18 protein-coding genes, 1 tRNA gene and 1 pseudogene are annotated in these 17,852 nt (G+C 41.7%); 3 read left to right on the top strand and 17 right to left on the bottom strand.

Annotation, left to right across the window (positions count from 1 at the left end; all coding sequences use genetic code 11):
• Positions 1 to 202: 202 nt before the first annotated feature.
• Complete coding sequence (locus tag VB775_RS06480; protein ID WP_281009354.1) at positions 203 to 1,195, top strand: succinate dehydrogenase/fumarate reductase iron-sulfur subunit; 993 nt, start codon at positions 203 to 205, stop codon at positions 1,193 to 1,195.
• On the opposite strand, the gene VB775_RS06475 is transcribed toward VB775_RS06480, so the two are convergent.
• From VB775_RS06475 to VB775_RS06460, 4 genes and pseudogenes are all read right to left on the bottom strand, one after another.
• Positions 1,174 to 1,815 (bottom strand): Uma2 family endonuclease, encoded by a 642-nt coding sequence (locus tag VB775_RS06475; RefSeq protein WP_281007611.1) that lies wholly within the window; start codon positions 1,813 to 1,815, stop codon positions 1,174 to 1,176. The genes VB775_RS06480 and VB775_RS06475 overlap by 22 nt on opposite strands.
• A gap of 116 nt (positions 1,816 to 1,931) precedes the next feature.
• Positions 1,932 to 2,132, bottom strand: a pseudogene (locus tag VB775_RS26385) (type II toxin-antitoxin system HicB family antitoxin); the annotation flags it as partial.
• Position 2,133: 1 nt separating this feature from the next.
• Positions 2,134 to 2,364, bottom strand: a complete 231-nt coding sequence (locus VB775_RS06465; RefSeq protein WP_281007609.1) for a type II toxin-antitoxin system HicA family toxin — start codon at positions 2,362 to 2,364, stop codon at positions 2,134 to 2,136.
• Positions 2,365 to 2,412: 48 nt separating this feature from the next.
• Positions 2,413 to 3,801, bottom strand: a complete 1,389-nt coding sequence (locus VB775_RS06460) for an N-acetylmuramoyl-L-alanine amidase (protein ID WP_281007608.1) — start codon at positions 3,799 to 3,801, stop codon at positions 2,413 to 2,415.
• A gap of 569 nt (positions 3,802 to 4,370) precedes the next feature.
• On the opposite strand from VB775_RS06460, the gene VB775_RS06455 reads away from it, so the two are divergent.
• Together VB775_RS06455 and VB775_RS06450 are read left to right on the top strand one after the other, a co-directional pair.
• Positions 4,371 to 4,775: an NIL domain-containing protein gene (locus tag VB775_RS06455; protein WP_190578868.1), complete on the top strand. Its 405-nt coding sequence runs from the start codon at positions 4,371 to 4,373 to the stop codon at positions 4,773 to 4,775.
• A gap of 164 nt (positions 4,776 to 4,939) precedes the next feature.
• The gene (locus VB775_RS06450; RefSeq protein ID WP_281007606.1) at positions 4,940 to 5,689 is read left to right on the top strand and encodes a DedA family protein; all 750 of its coding nucleotides are present in this window, start codon (positions 4,940 to 4,942) and stop codon (positions 5,687 to 5,689) included.
• 456 nt (positions 5,690 to 6,145) lie between these two features.
• Here the strand turns inward: VB775_RS06450 and VB775_RS06445 are convergent.
• The 13 genes from VB775_RS06445 to VB775_RS06385 form a co-directional block, all read right to left on the bottom strand.
• Positions 6,146 to 6,230: transfer RNA gene (locus VB775_RS06445), tRNA-Ser, on the bottom strand.
• 99 nt (positions 6,231 to 6,329) lie between these two features.
• Positions 6,330 to 7,472 carry a hypothetical protein gene (locus tag VB775_RS06440; RefSeq protein WP_281007605.1) on the bottom strand — a complete coding sequence of 381 codons (1,143 nt, stop codon included), beginning with the start codon at positions 7,470 to 7,472 and terminating at the stop codon, positions 6,330 to 6,332.
• 373 nt (positions 7,473 to 7,845) lie between these two features.
• On the bottom strand, positions 7,846 to 10,194 hold the full coding sequence (locus tag VB775_RS06435) for a hypothetical protein (RefSeq protein WP_281007604.1): 2,349 nt from the start codon (positions 10,192 to 10,194) through the stop codon (positions 7,846 to 7,848).
• A gap of 241 nt (positions 10,195 to 10,435) precedes the next feature.
• Positions 10,436 to 11,152 (bottom strand): SDR family oxidoreductase, encoded by a 717-nt coding sequence (locus VB775_RS06430; RefSeq protein WP_281007603.1) that lies wholly within the window; start codon positions 11,150 to 11,152, stop codon positions 10,436 to 10,438.
• Between the two features lie 837 nt (positions 11,153 to 11,989).
• Entirely contained in the window at positions 11,990 to 12,592 is a 603-nt protein-coding gene (locus VB775_RS06425; protein ID WP_281007602.1) for a hypothetical protein, read from the bottom strand.
• Positions 12,593 to 12,654: 62 nt separating this feature from the next.
• Positions 12,655 to 13,020 (bottom strand): clan AA aspartic protease, encoded by a 366-nt coding sequence (locus tag VB775_RS06420; protein WP_281007601.1) that lies wholly within the window; start codon positions 13,018 to 13,020, stop codon positions 12,655 to 12,657.
• Complete coding sequence (locus tag VB775_RS06415) at positions 13,017 to 13,289, bottom strand: hypothetical protein (RefSeq protein WP_281007599.1); 273 nt, start codon at positions 13,287 to 13,289, stop codon at positions 13,017 to 13,019. The genes VB775_RS06420 and VB775_RS06415 overlap by 4 nt, the downstream gene beginning before the upstream one ends.
• A gap of 180 nt (positions 13,290 to 13,469) precedes the next feature.
• Positions 13,470 to 13,877: a hypothetical protein gene (locus VB775_RS06410; RefSeq protein ID WP_281007598.1), complete on the bottom strand. Its 408-nt coding sequence runs from the start codon at positions 13,875 to 13,877 to the stop codon at positions 13,470 to 13,472.
• Positions 13,878 to 13,966: 89 nt separating this feature from the next.
• On the bottom strand, positions 13,967 to 14,203 hold the full coding sequence (locus VB775_RS06405) for a hypothetical protein (protein ID WP_281007597.1): 237 nt from the start codon (positions 14,201 to 14,203) through the stop codon (positions 13,967 to 13,969).
• 80 nt (positions 14,204 to 14,283) lie between these two features.
• Entirely contained in the window at positions 14,284 to 14,862 is a 579-nt protein-coding gene (gene lepB / locus VB775_RS06400) for a signal peptidase I (RefSeq protein ID WP_281007596.1), read from the bottom strand.
• A gap of 71 nt (positions 14,863 to 14,933) precedes the next feature.
• Positions 14,934 to 15,626: a signal peptidase I gene (gene lepB, locus VB775_RS06395; RefSeq protein ID WP_281007595.1), complete on the bottom strand. Its 693-nt coding sequence runs from the start codon at positions 15,624 to 15,626 to the stop codon at positions 14,934 to 14,936.
• 74 nt (positions 15,627 to 15,700) lie between these two features.
• Complete coding sequence (locus tag VB775_RS06390; protein WP_281007594.1) at positions 15,701 to 17,530, bottom strand: aspartate kinase; 1,830 nt, start codon at positions 17,528 to 17,530, stop codon at positions 15,701 to 15,703.
• A gap of 117 nt (positions 17,531 to 17,647) precedes the next feature.
• A complete protein-coding gene (locus tag VB775_RS06385; RefSeq protein ID WP_281007593.1) occupies positions 17,648 to 17,824 on the bottom strand; it encodes a hypothetical protein in 177 nt (58 codons plus the stop codon).
• Positions 17,825 to 17,852 lie beyond the last annotated feature (28 nt).

Below are 17,852 nucleotides of genomic sequence, written 5' to 3'. Positions count from 1 at the left end.
GTACTTACACAAAATGATTTGAAATCCTGATTCTAGCGTAGGGGCAATTCATGAATTGCCCCTACTTTTGGCTGTTTTACGTCTATTTTGCGTAAGTCCTAAATGATTTATAGCGCTTTGCGCTGTAAATCATTTGCCCCATCAACCAAACATTGAGTTAAAGTTAGACTTGATGCCCCAAGCCCGATCGCCAATATCACCCATGAATATTACCGTCAAGCTTCGCCGCCAAACATCGCGCACTAGCGAACCCACCTATCAGACTTTTCAAATCGAAGCCGATCCTGATCGCACAACAGTATTAGATGCATTAATCAAGATTCAGAGCGAACAGGATGGCTCCGTTAGTTTTCGGCGTAATTGTCGTAATGCTATTTGTGGATCTTGCTCAATGCGAATTAATGGGCGATCGGGCTTAGCTTGTCAGAAGCATATCAGTGAAGTGATGGGAGAGCATGATTCAGAACTGGTAATTGAGCCAATGCAAAATCTGCCTGTAATTAAAGACTTAATCGTAGACATGACTAAATTTTGGGATAACCTTCACAAAGTCGATCCCTATGTCTCCACTGCATCACGACAAATCAGTAAAACAGAATTTCTGCAAACTCCCTCGCAACGTGCCAAACTCCAAGCTGCTGCTAATTGTATTCTCTGTGGTTCTTGCTATTCTGAATGTAATGTTGCGGCTGTAAGCGATCGCTTTGTGGGACCTCATGCTTTAGCAAAGGCATATCGAGTCATGGCAGACAACCGCGATGATCAGACAGAGGAGAGAGTCGCAAAATATAATGAATCAGGTTTTGTCTGGGACTGCACGCGCTGCTATAACTGCAATGAAGTCTGTCCAGTGGAAGTGCAACCCTTAGATCGAATTTCCCAAATCAAACATGAGATCCTCGCTAATACCGATCTACCAGAATCCACTGCTCAGCGTCATCGTCATACAATGGTCGAGCTAGTCAAAGAAGACGGTTGGATCGATGAAAGTAAATTTGGGGTGCGGGTTGTTGGCGATAACTTCCGAGATTTAAAAGGATTACTCAGCATTTTCCCCCTCGGCATTCGTATGATTTTAAGCGGTAAAATGCCCTATCCTTGGCAATTTCAAAAATCAGAAGGAGCAGTCGAAGCTAAAGCATTGATTGAGGCGATCGCTTCTGCGAAAAGCGATCATTCTTCAGAAAGCCATTGACGACAAGCTCTCATAGCGGCGCTTCTACCTTGATTGATGGAGATCGCTACAAAGTTGGGGATTGCTTCGGTAATTTTTAGATTTGGGAAGGTAGGGCTAATTTCTGTCTGAATATAGCGATCGCCTTGCAAAATGTAAATTGATAATTGGCGATCGCTGTAGCACCATAACTCACGAACCTGTAAAGCTTCATAAGCTTTTAGTTGAGTAAATGAAGTGACATCTATTTCTATAGATAAATCAGGTGGTGGATCGATAGCGAGATTGAGCCTCCGTTTCCCAACCATCCTGTGATGATTAGCAATATAAAAACAAGTATCTGGTTCAATACCGCTTTTCCTCTCCTGACGTTTAAATGTCGTTGAGCCAAAGCATTCAAACTCCATCCCAAAAGTATCTAAAATTAGTTTGACGATATCCCCAATCAGTTCCTTGTCAACTTCATGTTCTGGTAAAGGCCTTCGCACCTCTAATATCCCATCAAAATAAGCGATCCGAGAAGCACGGTGTTCACCCATCTCTCCCAAAATTGCTTCAAATTCTTGCCAACTAAGATCATGCAAGCGCAATCTTTGCCCTTCGGGAATCTCTAACTGACGTAAAGCTAATTGAACATTCATACGTTAGCCGCAACAGTAATCTTTTCCTTGGGAATATCAAAATATTCTTTTTCTGTATTCTCGACTGTATTTTTAGTCTCAACTAAATTTTGTAAAGACATTTGAGAAATCTTAGTAGGAATATCTTCACCATGCTTTTGATAACTTTCTTTAACGCCGTTCCATGCAATTTCTAGTTCATCTAGAGCCTCATGAGGAGTATCTGCAAATGCAGAAACATTTGGCATTTCAATAAAATGTGCTATCCAATCACCATCTTCATCTCGGAAAATTTTGATACTAAACCCATCAAAAACATTTTTAGCGATTTGGCTCATTTCATTTCTCCTGCAAAGCTAGAAATTGTTTAACTTGGTATTCTTTGGCTTCGTTGTTTTTTGTGGGCTGAATTGATAAACGGACTTTCTCAGGAGAGTACCAAATACGATGACTTCCCGTTTGATGATCGCAAATCCAACCACAAATCTCCAGTAAAGATTCAAATTCACTAAAACGCAATCCTTTAGGATTTTGTTTGGCTTTGTTAAGTAGTTTTTCTTTTTTGCTCACTTATACAACGTATATGAATTTACTAATTTTAGCTTGTATTAATTGAGTCTAGAAAATACCTGCGGATTCGTAAAGGCGGCGGATGAGAGCGAGGATTTTGCGATCGTAGAGAGGATCGATCGCCCATCGTCCTGTTAGTTGACTTAAAACTGGGGCAATACCTCGCGCAACTAAATGGAATCTGGGCGCAACTACAGGTTGAAATAGCGGAGCATTGCTGGCATAAGCCTTGAGATGTTGAATATGCGCTCTTACACCTGTTCGCTGATCCTCAAAACTTGCACCCGATGCTTTTGCTGCCGAACTAGCTACGGCTCCTAAACTAGCAAAATTATTTTGCTCAGGCTCTATACCTTTCCCAAATCTCAAGAAGCTAGTTTCAATACACATTTGACAAAAAGCAATATCGTGGTTTACCCCTTCAATCTCCGCTTCTTCACGATATAAATGGGGAAGATCGCCATAGTTCGTCAGAGCAGATTCATTATTGTTTTTCAAAAACATCAGTAACTGCACTTCCGAAGCATTACCCACACCCATGATCTGAGCGATTTGCCCCGTAAAAACTTTGAAAATTGTTTTCAAATGAAGTGTGCGGGTTGTGCTATCCCAAGAAACAGAAGTATTTAACTCACGTAAGGCGATCGCCTGTACATAGACAATACTTTGATAACGCAACCGACAATTGAGCGGAATCTGATTAAGCTCAAAGCCAAGGCGATCGACTAAATCCGCAGGTACAAATACATTTCCCGATACAAGAATCCCTTTTTCGGCATAACTCTGCCCATTGAGATTGATATTAATCTCTGGATAAGTTATCGGTTGTAGATTAGTTGGGCGATTGGCTGGTGTATATACAGGAATTGTGGTGGCAGTTTCATTAATCCATGCTTGCAAACCATCGGCAATACCGATCGCATAGTCACGCCTTCTTGTTTGCATCAGCAGCCGATCTTGCGAACTATTAGAAAAAACTAATTCCAGCAAAATAGAAGGCACTGAAATTTGGCGGCAAAAACTTAAACTGCCAATACTAGCGATCGTATCGGCCTTTGCGCCACGATTGGTGATTTCAGGTACACGCTTAGTTAAGGCATTGGTGAGTATTTCTGCTTGTCTTTTACGCAGTGCATTATTGGTAATGTAATAGGCGGTTGTGCCACGTAATTCAGGAGCATTGGCAATATTTAGTTGCAACGATAAAGCCACATCTTGCTGATCTGACCTTGTATTAATCCATGCGATCGCCTCAGCTAAATTCAGATCGTCGCTAGGTATGGCGATCGTAATCCCACGCGATCTCAGCTCGGCAATTACCAAGTCTCTTGTAGCGACTAATTCAGCAGTTTCCGTCGTTCCACCTGTCATCTCGCTTAGATCGCGAAATGAGCCTTCAAAACTACCGTGACCTGCGGAAATAAATATTTTGCCCATATTCCTATCTGCCAGTCCATTTCAGCAAGCAAAAAAGTCTTCGTAAGTCTATCAGCTTTTGTCCTGTTTGACTTTTTATTATTAAAAACACAGCAATTCTCATTATGAAAAGGATTTGGGTGTTTCCAGCGCCTTCGGCGCTGGAAACACCCAAATCCTTTTTTTTGAAAGCTCGCCAACGACGGGCTTTCAAAAACAGGACAAATCAAAACCCAAATAGTGTGAGGCGGCGCTTCGCGCCGCCTCACACTATTTGGGTCAAAAAAGGCGACAGCTATAAATCAAACCCCAAGCCCAAAAGTTAGTGGCGGCGCAAAGCGCCGCCACTAACTTTTGGGCTTGGGGTTTTCCTAGCATGATTAGCAACAGCTACAGGATTAAGATTCGATGGTAAAAACATCAAAATTGGTTTCATAATTAATACAACACTCTATGGATGCATAATGAATGCATTTATAAAGCAAAAATCAATCTCAGTAAGGTTTTTGACTTTGGATTTTGCCTACGGCAAAATCCAAAGTGATCTATTGCTGATTTATTAGGGCGGGAATCTTCCAAAAACACCAACTATGAAAAAAAGAGTTAATCTTACCTTTCCCAAGCGAGCAATCAGCATTCCGATCACCTATCGGCTTGCCAAAGATTTTAATATTGCTGCCAATATCATCCGCGCCCAAGTTGCCCCCAACAAAATGGGCAAGATGGTACTGGAGCTATCGGGCGATATTGACCAGCTTGAAGAAGCGATGGACTGGATGCGATCGCAAGATATCGAGGTTTCATTACATGGTCGCGAAATTGTAATTGACGATACGACCTGTGTTGATTGTGGCTTGTGTACAGGTGTTTGCCCCACTGAAGCCCTGACCCTTGATCCAAAAACCTTTCAACTCAACTTTCTGCGATCGCGCTGTGTGGTCTGTGAGCAATGCATTACTGCTTGTCCAGTCAACGCTATCTCTATTAACCTATAGCAGGACAAATCTCGTGTCTCCCTAATTAAGATTGCATTGTCGGCATAGTCCTGCGATACAAATAATCAACAACTGGTATGCGATCGCAATAACCGCCTATAATGATACAAAAAGTAACAATTTTTCACAAACAATTTAACCCATCAAATTTTGAGTCATAACTCATGCATTTTGAGTTTTTTTCGTTAGAAATTATTCAAGAATGGACGCAGCAGTATGGATACTGGCTAGTCTTCTTTGGCATCATGCTTGAGAACGCAGGTATCCCCTTGCCAGGCGAAACGATCACCCTAGTTGGTGGATTTTTAGCTGGCAATGGCGAGTTGCGTTATCCATTAGTTCTGCTCTGTACAGTTGCAGGAGCGATTTTAGGGGACAGTGCGGGATACTGGTTAGGTCGTTGGGGTGGCTTACCAGCATTAGAGAAAATTGGCAAAGTATTTCGGATGCCCAGTGATGAAATTGCGATCGCCCGCGAAAAATTTCGAGGTAGTGCTGATCGCGCCGTCTTTTTTGGGCGATTCATTGCCATTTTGCGAATTTTTGCAGGACCAATGGCGGGCTTATCAGGAATGTCCTATTCCCGATTTCTCTTTTTTAATGCCACAGGTGCATTAGTTTGGGGAGCAGTGACCACAGGCGTTGCCTACTATGCTGGTACTTTGATTCCTTTAGAGACCTTAGTCTCTGGAGTTGTGAGGATTAGTTCTATCATTCTAAGTGGTGTAGTGTTATGGTTTGCCACCCCACCAGCCTTCCGTTGGCTCAAAGAAAGATTTATCACTTGGCGTAATGCTAAAAAAATTCATGCTTCTAACCCTAGTCAGCCGAAGTTACAGTCTGAACAGGAACCATCTGTAATATTTCCAATCGTAGAAGATAAAGTGATGGTAAAGATCGAAAAGGATTATTAACACCAAAACGCAAAATGGCTACGCCATTTTGTGTTTTTAAAGCTCTTACTGGGTTTGGTTTTTAATTAACGAAAGTGTGGCAACACTTTCGTTAATTGGTATAACGTGAGTTGGGGATAAGCTACAAAATTTTAAGAGCCGAAACAGTAAAAGCCTCGCTAAGCGAGGCTTTTACTGTTTCGGTTCCTAGATAGGGTTCGCGCAGCTAACCCTATCTAGGAAGGTGGTTTGAAATTAACCCGAACTGAGATTATTTAACGTCAGTTCTACGAAAGCGAAAAATGGTAAGAATCGCTAAACGATTCTTACCATTTTTCGCCATTTACGTCGTGCGAAGCACGCCGCAAATGGCAATATCGAACTCACGTTAATTCACAAAAGTGTTGCTAGACTATCGTGAATTGGTATAACAAGAAAGAAGGGCTACCCGATGGGTAACCCTTCTTTTTATAGTTACGGAGAGAGAGGGATTCGAACCCTCGGTTGCTTTCACAACATTCGATTTCAAGTCGAACGCATTCGACCACTCTGCCATCTCTCCCGTTGGTTATTCTAAAGCATGATTACGCCTAACACAAGCAAAAAATAAAGACTCGCAAAGCGAGTCTTTATTTTTTGGTTCGGCTACTTAGCCCAGAACCTATGCTTTGACAGCAGACATTGACAAGGTGTAATAACCCAACTGGTTAGGAACTCTCTCCCACTTACCATCAAGCTTGCCCTTAGACAAGTTCTTGGTAACGCGATCCTTCGCTTGGCGGAAATTTTCTACCGAAAGATCGCCATACAAAGCTTTGACAACACTATCTGCATTGACAAATTCACCCTTGCGCTCTTGTAAAACCTTCTCGATCGCATCAGTTAAAGTATTGCCCTGATAGAGAGGACGCATTACCAAAGAACTCATGCGCCCAGACTTCTTCGGCTGTGGCGCTCTAGCTGCCTCTGCTTCAGCTTTCTTGGATGCTTTAGGAGCAACTTTGGGAGCCTTAGGGGCAACAGCTTTGGTAGCCTTAGGAGCTTTAGTTGTTTTGCTTGCTTTAGGAGCAGGAGCAACTTTAGCCGCAGCTTTAGGAGCTTTAGGAGCTTTAGGAGTTTTAGGAGCTTTAGTAGCAGGAACTTCAGCTTTTACAGATGCAGCACGACCTCTCTTAATAGTTGAGATGGGAACAGTTTTTAAGGTTTCTAGAGATAGTGTGTAGTAACCAAGTTGGTTAGGAACACGCTTCCATCTATTTTCGCCTTTGCCTTTAGATAGATTCTTGGTTACACGCTCCTTAGCAACTCGGAATACAGTCTCTGTCAAATCACCGTAAAGGATATTGACTACATCATCAGCATTGACAGCTTGACCTTGACGTTCATTCAAAATCTTTTCGATCGCTTCTGTGAGGGTCAGCCCTTCGTAAGCAGGACGAGTTGTCAAAGAACCACGACGATGTCCTCTTCCTCTTCCTTTAGCAGCAGGTGTAGCGGCAGGGGCTGCTTCAGGCTTATCGATGGCTTTAGGTTTGCGACCTTTAGTGGGGGCGGGTGGAACTTCAGCAATTACAGGAGCAGCTACAACAGGAGCAACGGCTACGACTTCTTTCTTTTTAGCTTTAACCTTAGGAGCTTCGGCAGGCAAACTTCCTAGGAGGGCTTCGACATGAGCGAGTTGAGCACGGGCTTGAGCGACTTTATCTTCATATTCAGAGAGGAAGCCTTGCAAATGGGTTTGCAAAGCTTGTAAAGACGCACCAAATCCGTCTGGCTGCAAACTTACAGGTAGATCTATAGTCATATTATGGAAACCAAAGAGATAGTAATGATTGATTGATTTGATTAGTTTGTTTCCTCATACTTTTTCTTATGATGGAAGAAACTCATCATTTCGTTCTATCATGTTTTGAGAGAACTCGCAATAGTTTAGAAAGAATTCTCACCATTATCTATTTTTTTTAGAAGACAGAGGCGCGTTTATCATTGCCCATCTCTTGCTGCATAAGATTAATTCTTGAAAGTATAATTACACTCTCAAGAATTGAAAGCCTTATTTAGCAGGCTGTTTGGCTTTTTAAAAAGATTTTGCTATTTAGAAAATTAGTGTAATTTTAAAAGACAACAACTTTGCGGGGTTCAATTTGCCTTAGACAGATTAAACCTCGCTATAGTTGCTATTTTTTTAAGTTTAGGAGGAATTTGGCTTCGGTGGCCCGATCGCTGTTGGGATATCGATCAACCAATCTTTGCAAATAATTAGACTGTTCGCTAAGAAAGAAGCTAGAAAACAGCAAATCATCAATATATTGGCTCTGAGGAAACTTCACTTGTAATTCAGTGATGATGCCATCAATCCGTCGTTGATAGTCAGAACGTATGATATTTTCGCGTTGCGCGTAATCTTGGAAAGAATAGCTACGTTGTGTTGGTTGATATTGCTTGGTAGTAGCCACTCCTAGGGGTGGATGGATACGTTGGGTTTCTGAGAAAGTGTGGTTTTCCCACTGGTCAAGAAGTGTCATTGCTACCATGTACAGGGACTTTTCTCGCAGTGTTGATGAAAGCTGGTTATCGTCAAGTAATTTTTGATAGAGGGAAAGAGCGATCGCATTTTGACTGCCCGCTTGATATTTAGCAAGAATTTCCGCATCACTGCGTTTAGAGCGATCGCATACCCACCATTCGCGACAATTCCAGTCTGTTGGTAAGTAATAAGCTCGAAATCCATCCCAAATAGGTAAATAACCGTTTTTCCATCCACCCATACCTGCCCAATCAGAGGCGATCTGATACCGTGATTCAGGTGTGTTTTTGATTTGCCATTGGTGAAGCTTTTGCCAGCGTAATTTTTGTTCACCCAATAGTGATTGAGCTTCTTTCTTAAATTTCTCGACCTGATTATCTTGTTGCCACCAACGCCCTTGTGGATAGTAGTATGCTTCGAGAATCTGGTCAGGAATAGTTTCTAGCTGGACATTTCCTGAGATCTCTAAGGCTTTGGCATAGTTGTGTGATCTCGCATATTGGATGGCGATCGCATATTGTAAAAGTGGTGCAAGGACTTGATTTTCTGGTTCTTGTAAGAGGGTTTGCATTTGGTCGATGGACAAGCCAACATCAAGGAGAGTCCGAACATGGGGGAAAGCAAGATAAAGAGCATCGCGATCGCCCATTGGTTGCGCCATAATTTTGATCCAGAGACGCATTGCTCCGACAATATCATTGTTATCTTGCAATCTCAGCGCCAGAAAATAATTGGCATCATCGGCTCCAGAATGATCAGCATATCTCTTCAGCCAGTCTTGCCAAGCATTGAGATGTTCTTTCTCAGTACGTTTGGCATTGCGAGCAAGGATAGCTGGCTCGCGTGGCTCAGCATTGAAATATGAGCGTCCTGTCAAATCGCCATATTCACGACAGGCGATCGCAAATTTTGATTGTGGATATTTCTCCACCATTCCCAACAGCAGATAATAGGCATAGTCACCCTTTCGCTCAAAATTTTCGTAACTGACAATCTTGGAGAGAGAATGAAGCTGGGATAGATCGTTATTTAAAATATGTTTGAGGAGTTCTGTCCCTTGGGTATCTCCATGTCGATCAAGTTCAGCGATCGCCCACATGCGATCGCTAGCTGAGCGTTCATTAGCTAAAGCACGGAAGAATGCTCGCGCAAAAGATGTAATTTCCCCCGCCTTTAAAGCCCCTAGTCTCTCAACTAAAATATGCTCTTGAGCATCACTAGATAATTTCTGATAGAGGGCGATCGCCGCTTTGACTTGGATATCTGTTGGTTGTTGCAGTTGCTCGTAGGTCAACCATTCGGATAGACCGACAAAGTTTTTACCTTTCTCATAGGGATTTTTGCCATGTACAGCTTCATACCCCAACAAACGCGTTAAAAAATCTAGATTGAACTGGTCGTAATATCGCGGTGAATTTCTCGGTTCAAGATTGGCTTTGGCAAGACTGATTAACTCTTTACGCACTTGAGGATCATCTAAGCCAAATTCTTTCTCCCAGTCTTTGCTCTGAGCCTCTGACAGATAGGAAGCAATTTCATAAAAACTGGGATAAGTCATCCGTCGTTGAATCTGTCCCCGCATCCATAAAGTTGTATAGGGCTTGCCAAGGCGACGAATACCTTTGATACCATACTTTTGTCTGGTTTCATCACGGGAACGAGCATAATAACTCAGTAATGGATAGGCTTTAGCTCCATATTTTTCCCAAACTGGATTTTCAACAGGATCGCGTCCCCATTTAGCGACAATAATATCTTGGCGCACAGCTTGAGCGATTTCTTGCCATTGAGGATCAAAGCGAAGGCGATCGCGCAGGACATCATCGATTTCCAGTTGTGAGATTTCTTGGGGACTGAAGGAATCCGCTAGTTTTGACATTTCCGATGGACTAGGTATTTTCACTGTCAGAGATTGAAATACTTCTGTCGCTTTGAGTGCGATGCCAAACGAGAAGATAGTGACGAATATAGACAATATATATAGATGTCGCTTTTGCATTTCGATCTCCAAATTCTAAGTTAAGCTTCTGCAATTTAATCAAGAGCCAAATTTTTGACGACGTGGCTAAGCCACGCCGCCAAAAATTTGGCTCTTATTTTACGGCGAAGCTCTTATATCCTCCTATACATTAAACGTGATTTGGATGAGACAGAATTACATCTCATTAATTTGCAACAAAAAATCATCCGCAAAAAAAATAGAGTCGATGTTTTAAGCACCGACTCTATTTTTTTGAGCTTTAAATGAACAAATGACTTTCAGGTTGAATATTGATTTCCATCGGAACTGCTTGTGGATCAGCAGAGAGAGCAAACATAATTGCATTTGCGGCTGTCTCAGTTGTTAGCATTTTGCTGCGATCTACCTTCAGGCTGACATTATCCCAAAATGGCGAATCAATTCCTCCGAAATAGAATAGAGTTACCTTAATCCCCAAACGGCGAAGTTCATCAGCCATACATTTACTAAATCCGATCGCCCCAAATTTTGATGCACAATAAGCTGCCGCCATCGCCATCGGATGTTTGCCAAGAATACCAATGACATTACAGATATGTCCAATCTTGCGATCTTTCATGACATTTGCTACCGCTTGACTGGTATAAAAATTGCCCTTGAGATTGAGGTCAAGCATTTGATCGAGTTCTTGCGGTTCAATACGCAGAAATTGCTTCATCACGCCTGCACCTGCGGCATTTACTAGGACATCAATCTGTCCAAACTGCGCGATCGCCTGCTGCACCATTCCTTCAACTTGCTCATATTTAGTAATGTCAGTAGGAACTGCGATCGCCTCGATATCATAGTCATCTTCGAGATTGTTGACTAGTGCTTCCAACTTGGCGACATCTCTTGCTACAAGAACTAACTTCGCGCCTGCTGATGCTAATTTTGGGACAAGCGCCGAACCAATTCCGCCTGTTGCACCGACAACGACAACAACTTTATTTTGCATCTTAAAAATTACGATTTGTTTACAATACTTTATGCTTCTTTACATAATAAGCTTACATTAAACAAATCCAACACTAAATCCTTAGATCAATTTGCATTACAGTCTGCCTGAATGAGACGGCGATCGCTCTACAATCCGTCAATCGTAACCAACCCGCTTTCTATGAACTGTAAGACAAGTTCATGTTCATCTACTAAATTAGTCCCAATCAATCCAACAAAAAGGTGGATCGGTTACTTGAAATTTGGGTGGGGTGCTTATTGGCGACATATTGCACCTGAGTTGAACTGTACTAAGACATTCTATCAATACAGCAATTCCCATTATGACTTTTAGTTTGTCTAGGCTTTCAAATTTTGGACGAATGTATAGGCTTTTCAAGGATAGCTATTACAAATATTCTCAGTAAGCTGAGCTAAATCAAGACAAAATTTCCATAATGAGAATTACTGTAGCTTTAAGTATTTTAAGTGCTAACCAGTTATGAATGCTGTCAAAGCAACCACATTATCGCTTGGTAATTTAGATCAGCCCGTCATTTCTAAATATTAGTTTGGATTAACTGTAAACAAAATATGCCGAAGCAAGGTTTATAGTGGTAAACCTGTAGAGTTCCACAAGAACTTTGCGGAAAAAGCAGACATTTCTAAATACTTAAAATTATTACTAGATGAAGGAGTTTTGTTCCCTCATAAGAATCTCTCCAATATTTTTACTCGGCACTGGTCAGCTAATGTGAGATGGGTTCTGAAACGTCCATTTCATACCGACAAAAAAGACTCAAATACGTCGATCACGATTTAGCTGTCCAGTGCCGCTATCTCAATAACAAGAGTCTCAGTGATTTAAAAGTTTAGACTGACAATCCGCAAATAAATAATTTAAAATTCCGAGGATATCGGCTAGCTGGGTTTCTGAATAAGCTAGACTCTCGTAGCATTCTTCTCTGCTTAATTTATAAAATCTCCATATTGTTGCATTAGTGATAATGCCATATATAGGAAATGAATATTGTGGTTGATTCAATGTTAGACAGGCATACATTTCCGTTAAGCATTGTGCTAAGCCTTGTTCAAAATCATCTTTTTTAGCTTCGACAATACATAATAAAGGTGATCGATATACTTTCCCCTGTCCAGCGATTAAATAATCAACCACTCCAGTTAATTTTTCAGTTTGTAATTTTGCTTCCTTCCAGATTTTTAATGCAGAATAACTATCAATTGCTTCGAGCAAAATAGCATCAATTAATAATGATTTAGCGGATTCAGATAAGGATAAGTCAAAATGTGCTTTTAATTTTTGGGCGCTTGTCAAATAATATTCTGAAGCTTGTTTAGGTGTGAATTTTATTTGCCATTCTTTTAATTCATTAATCCCTATAATTTGCAACGCACTACGCAAATCAATCTGTGAAAAACGTTGTTTTTTAGTAGTCATAAGTTTGTCTCAAATTTTTTAAGTATTTATTTTTTGAAATATGCATTAAAGCTGCGATCACTCTACAATTCGTCAATCGTAACCAGTCCACCTTCCGTGAACTGTACAACAAGTTCATGTTCATCTAGTAAAGCAGTGCCAAGCAATGGTCTTCGTCCTGTAGCTAGTACACGGATTTCTCGTTCTTCTCCATTCCAAATAATTATTGCTTCATGCACTGCTAATAAAACTTCGCTGTTGTCTGCCAAGTTTACGGGTAGATCGTAGAGAAAGGGTAGCCCCAATAAACTGACTGCTTCTGGTGGTAAACATAGATAGTCGGTGAAGCCTGTATCTACGACAAATTCAATTGGGAATGTAGAATTATTTGGCAGCAGAAATGTCAACGAAATGATAGCGTGTCGATCAGTCACAATACCAGAAATCATTGATTGACGCGCTCCATGACACCGCCCAACGAAGCCGCAACATTGTATCCAATACAAATGCCAAACAGTCTTGCATAGGGATGTTTTGCCATCAGATTGTGGGCTGCTTTTATGCCATTTTTATCAACTTCGTAAGCACCTGTTTCAATATCGACGATTACCATTTTGCCGATATTTTCTTCTGTCTCCACTTTTTGACGGATGCTGGTTTCGTACAATTGTCTTGCACGATGGGCAACTTCCTGACGGCTTAGAAAAATTGCTTGCATACGCTGTTTCCTGATATCTAGGTGATTTTGATGATATTAACCTTGCTGTTTAGCATAATACCCTAAACAAAATTAGGTGTATTACGTTTCATTGCCGCATTTTACGAAATTGGCGATCGCACTATAATTTTTATGAGATTGGTGATCACACTATAATAAAGAAAACTAACTATGCTTAACTTAATTGTATCTTTCTAAAACCTTGTATAAGCTTTCATAGTTTTCCCGCTTCAGACAACCTGTATAATTAAGTCCACGTTTCTGAGATATTTTCGTTAGGGTATCATAGAAAGAGGGCAAAGTTTTTTCGACAGCTTCTCTCACTTTAGGAATTAAAGTATTATCTCGTGAACGTTTATCTACCTGATTTGCTAAAATCGCGTCACTAATAATTTTTAACTGGTAGAAATACTTCTCTCCAGTCGTAGATACTTCATAAAAGTCATCTAATGTCGGTTCTCCTTGTTTACTTGCATATTTGTGCATTACAGATGAAAAATCTTGAAATCTATCATTTTGAGCAAGCATTAGATTTTTGGAGTTCTCAAATAACTTTTGCTCAAGATCTTTTGTTTCTTTTTTCGTCATCGTGAATCTGGAAGATAGAAAACCTAGAATAAACGTAATAATAGGAAATAACACACTTGCATTTGTTCGCAAAAAGTCTAGCAACTTATTCATTTTTTTTCTGCTGCTGCTAGCAAAGCTAAAATGGTATCTGCTTCTGAGAAGTAAGCCATAGAGCCGTATTCTGAGAAAACTTCCTTTGCAGCAAGCAGCCCAGATTCTTCTCCAGCCTTACCTTCAGTATCTATGTAAAAATGAACTCTATCAACCCATTTCTTTATCTGAGCATCAGAAGGATCATTATGTAGACCATATTTTATTCTTAGCGCATGTGCTAATGAAATCATCTTATTTTTTATCTATAAACTTTAATCAATTTTAAGTGATGAAGTCCAACTGTTGCTACACGTAAATTTTCTGTTGGGTATTATTTACTCGTTGTAATTGAACCTAACCGATCGCCAAAAGGAAAAAATCTAATAGTCGCTTTACCGATGACATTTTCCTTTGGCAAAAATCCCCAAATATGTGAATCATTACTGTGATTGCGATTGTCGCCCATCATCCAGTAATGACCTTTTGGCACAGTCACAGTACGCATCATATATTTAGGAGCTTCCGCAATATATGGCTCATTCAGTGCTTCCCCATTGCGATAGACCTTGCCACCACGTACTCCAATGAGATCGCCTTCGATTCCAATTAGACGCTTAATATAAGCTTTAGTGTTGTCTTCAATCGCAGGAGACTTAGGTGGATAGAAAATCAAAATATCGCCACGTTGGGGTTCTTGCCATTGCATTGAGATTTTATCGACTAGGATGCGATCGCCCACTTGCAAAGTTGGCTCCATAGAGCCAGAGGGAATGAAGCGTGGCTCGACAATATACGCACGCAGAAATAAGGCGATCGCAAGAGCCACAATAAAAATACGAATGGTTTCACCATGTTGTTGCCACCAAGGCTTAATGGGAACTTGCGAATCTGACTTAACTTCTGTGGACATGTATCAATTTCTATAAGAGGACAAATCTTTCTCCCCCTCTCCTTATTGATAGAGGGGGATGGGGGGAGGGTCTAGTATTTAGGAACGCTTAAATTACCAACACGATTGTCAAAGGGCCAGTAGCGAAACATGGCTCTTCCAACTAGATTCTCTTCGGGCATAAATCCCCATGCGTGAGAATCCAAACTATTATTGCGGTTATCCCCCATTACCCAATATTTACCACTAGGCACTGTGAAAAATGGAAAACCCTTACTAGATTGCACATTGTCAGGGCGGAAACATCTAGGGCAGAGAGCATCGTCTTGGGTTGGCAAAGTGTAATTTGGCGGTGTTGCAATGTATGGCTCATTTAGAGGCGCATCATTGATAAATACTTTGCCATCACGAATACTGATGCGATCGCCTGGCAAACCAATTACTCGCTTGATATACACCTTAGACGCATCAGGCACAACGGGATCATTAGGTGGATTAAAAACGATAATTTCACCGCGTTCAGGCTTGCGCCAACGAATTGAAAGCTTATCGATAATTAAGCGATCGTCAATTAATAAAGTCGGCTCCATTGAGCTAGAAGGAATATAACGTGGCTCAGCAATAAAAACTCTTACACCAACTGCCAACAAAATAGCCACTGTGACGGTAGGCAAGTTATCAGACAAGAAATTTTTAAAAGAATTTTCTTGTTTAGGTACAGGTGGCGCTTGCTTGGGATCAGTGGGCGGATTGCTTGGGCGATCGCCAGATTTATCAGATGACATAGAAATGCTCGCGGGATATGTACTTATCTTAAAGCGTATTTAGTTAGTAAGTATGGCGCTTTGTGCCACATTTACTACTTGCTCAAAGCACTGGGAACTTCGATTGCGCGATCACCTGACAGGTTAAATTCTTGATGAATAACTTTCAGTGCTTGTTCCGCTTGGTGATCGCGCACTACACAGCTTACTTTAATTTCAGATGTAGCGATCATCTCAATATTAATACCTGAATCAGCGAGAGCACTAAACATGCGGGCGGCAATTCCCGACTGATGGATCATATTTGCTCCCACAATACTGACTTTACTAATATCAGCATCGCAAGTTACTGCGCCATAGCCAAGCTCTTTAGTATATTGTTTGAGGGCGGTTTCAGCTTTGGCAAGATCAGCGATCGCTACCGTAAAAGCAATTTCATTAACATCGCGATTGGATTGCGACTGGACGATCATATCCAAACTAATATTCTGCTCAACAAGCTGCTCAAGGATTTTTGCCGCCATCCCTGGGCGATCAGGGACTTGCTGCACGGCAATTCTGGCGCGATTGCGATCTAGCGCGACCCCACGCACAGGCGAAACATCGGCTTTACTCTCTGATGCGATCTCACAGGCTTGATGCGATTGCACTGGGACATCGAAGGTTTTTTGGATCGCTGCGATCGCCGCTTCACCATCAGCCGCCGCTATCACACAACTAATTTTAATTTCAGAAGTGGAAATCATTTGAATATTGATCCCTGAGTCCGCCAGAGCCGTGAACATTTGCGCGGCTACACCTGGTTGTCCGATCATGCCCACACCAATAATGCTGATTTTGGCAATGGTGGAGTCAACGGTGACTAAACTTGCGCCAATTTCTAAACCACGGGTGACTACTTCGGCAAGTTGTAGCTGGTTTTGCGGAATCGTAAAGGCAATGTCATTGACCCCTTCGGTTTCTTGCACTGCTTGGATAATTAAGTCAACATTGATCCCTTGATCGGCGAGAGATTTGAATAACTGGGATGCGATCCCAGGGCGATCAGGAATTTGTAACAGCGCAATTTTGACTTGATCGTAATCAATTGAAACTGTCTCTACAAAACGATTCACTTCTAAGGATTTTAGATTGCCCGTGCCAATGCGCGGCGAAGTAATCACCGTACCCGCATCATCTAGCCAACTAGATCGCACACACATTTTTACGCCAAAGTTACGGGCAATTTCCACAGAACGTGGATGCAAAACTTTTGCCCCTAAACTGGCTAGCTCTAGCATTTCGTCGCAAGTAATTTCCGCAAGCATTTGTGCCTTGGGGACAATACGTGGATCAGTGGTCAAAATTCCGGGGACATCAGTATATATTTCGCAAATGTCAGCTTCGATCGCCGCCGCAATCGCCACTGCCGAGGTGTCAGAACCTCCGCGACCTAAAGTGGTAATTTCATTGCTCGGTAAGCCCGTGGCTCGATCAATCGCCACACCTTGAAATCCTGCGATCACTACGACCTTGCCAAGATCCAGCGCCGATCTAATTTGATCTGGTTCTACGTATAAAATTCTGGCGCGAGTATGGTTTGGCTCCGTAACCACTCTTACTTGAGATCCATTCATAGCGATCGCAGGTTGTCCTATTGCTTGCAATGCCATACTTAAGGCGGCGATCGTGATCTGCTCACCCGTTGCTAAGAGCAGATCCATTTCTCGCTCTTTTGCAGCAATTTCCGTGAGGGTTTGAGTATGCGTTGCTGTCACTGACTCGGCGAGAGCCACCAAACCATCAGTGGTTTTACCCATCGCTGAAACCACTACTACAACTTGATTGCCAGCATCAACTGTCCGCTTAATGCGATCGCGGACTGCCTTAATGCGATCGGCATCGGCTACGGAAGAGCCACCATATTTCTGAACTATTAGCGCCATTCGTGAGGGAAATTTTTTAACCGAGGAAAGAATTTATTGCAGAGTAATCATCATACATTCGTTAGCGATCGGCAAAATAGAATCAGGTGATTCACGTTAGCTAATCTCATTATGAAACTAAATTTTTTGGGCTGCTGTCACGGTGTGGCAAACCCCAAAATTAGTTTTGAATCCAGTAATGCCGAACTGCAAAATTGCTAAGCCATTTTGCAGTTCGGCATTACTGGGTCTGGTTTTGAATACACAAAAGCGCGACGACACTTTTGTGTATTTGTATAAATCAGCAATTGTCATAAAGCAAAGCTATTTTGGGAATAATTAA

It is taken from the genome of Pseudanabaena sp. CCNP1317 (genome assembly GCF_034931345.1).
Taxonomy (GTDB): Bacteria; Cyanobacteriota; Cyanobacteriia; order Pseudanabaenales; family Pseudanabaenaceae; genus Pseudanabaena; species Pseudanabaena galeata.
Note: the sequence above shows the minus strand (reverse complement) of the source record. Positions and strands in the feature narration are given on the sequence as shown.

Excerpts from the sequence above, each read along its gene's own strand:
- VB775_RS06420 (WP_281007601.1), bottom strand. The coding sequence starts at position 13,020 with ATGATTTCTGGTATTGTGACTGATCGACACGCTATCATTTCGTTGACA.
- VB775_RS06425 (WP_281007602.1), bottom strand. The coding sequence starts at position 12,592 with ATGACTACTAAAAAACAACGTTTTTCACAGATTGATTTGCGTAGTGCG.
- VB775_RS06390 (WP_281007594.1), bottom strand. The coding sequence starts at position 17,530 with ATGGCGCTAATAGTTCAGAAATATGGTGGCTCTTCCGTAGCCGATGCC.
- VB775_RS06460 (WP_281007608.1), bottom strand. The coding sequence starts at position 3,801 with ATGGGCAAAATATTTATTTCCGCAGGTCACGGTAGTTTTGAAGGCTCA.
- lepB (WP_281007595.1), bottom strand. The coding sequence starts at position 15,626 with ATGTCATCTGATAAATCTGGCGATCGCCCAAGCAATCCGCCCACTGAT.
- VB775_RS06475 (WP_281007611.1), bottom strand. The coding sequence starts at position 1,815 with ATGAATGTTCAATTAGCTTTACGTCAGTTAGAGATTCCCGAAGGGCAA.
- lepB (WP_281007596.1), bottom strand. The coding sequence starts at position 14,862 with ATGTCCACAGAAGTTAAGTCAGATTCGCAAGTTCCCATTAAGCCTTGG.
- VB775_RS06455 (WP_190578868.1), top strand. The coding sequence starts at position 4,371 with ATGAAAAAAAGAGTTAATCTTACCTTTCCCAAGCGAGCAATCAGCATT.
- VB775_RS06435 (WP_281007604.1), bottom strand. The coding sequence starts at position 10,194 with ATGCAAAAGCGACATCTATATATATTGTCTATATTCGTCACTATCTTC.
- VB775_RS06405 (WP_281007597.1), bottom strand. The coding sequence starts at position 14,203 with ATGATTTCATTAGCACATGCGCTAAGAATAAAATATGGTCTACATAAT.
- VB775_RS06410 (WP_281007598.1), bottom strand. The coding sequence starts at position 13,877 with ATGACGAAAAAAGAAACAAAAGATCTTGAGCAAAAGTTATTTGAGAAC.
- VB775_RS06480 (WP_281009354.1), top strand. The coding sequence starts at position 203 with ATGAATATTACCGTCAAGCTTCGCCGCCAAACATCGCGCACTAGCGAA.
- VB775_RS06450 (WP_281007606.1), top strand. The coding sequence starts at position 4,940 with ATGCATTTTGAGTTTTTTTCGTTAGAAATTATTCAAGAATGGACGCAG.
- VB775_RS06415 (WP_281007599.1), bottom strand. The coding sequence starts at position 13,289 with ATGCAAGCAATTTTTCTAAGCCGTCAGGAAGTTGCCCATCGTGCAAGA.
- VB775_RS06430 (WP_281007603.1), bottom strand. The coding sequence starts at position 11,152 with ATGCAAAATAAAGTTGTTGTCGTTGTCGGTGCAACAGGCGGAATTGGT.
- VB775_RS06385 (WP_281007593.1), bottom strand. The coding sequence starts at position 17,824 with ATGACAATTGCTGATTTATACAAATACACAAAAGTGTCGTCGCGCTTT.
- VB775_RS06440 (WP_281007605.1), bottom strand. The coding sequence starts at position 7,472 with ATGACTATAGATCTACCTGTAAGTTTGCAGCCAGACGGATTTGGTGCG.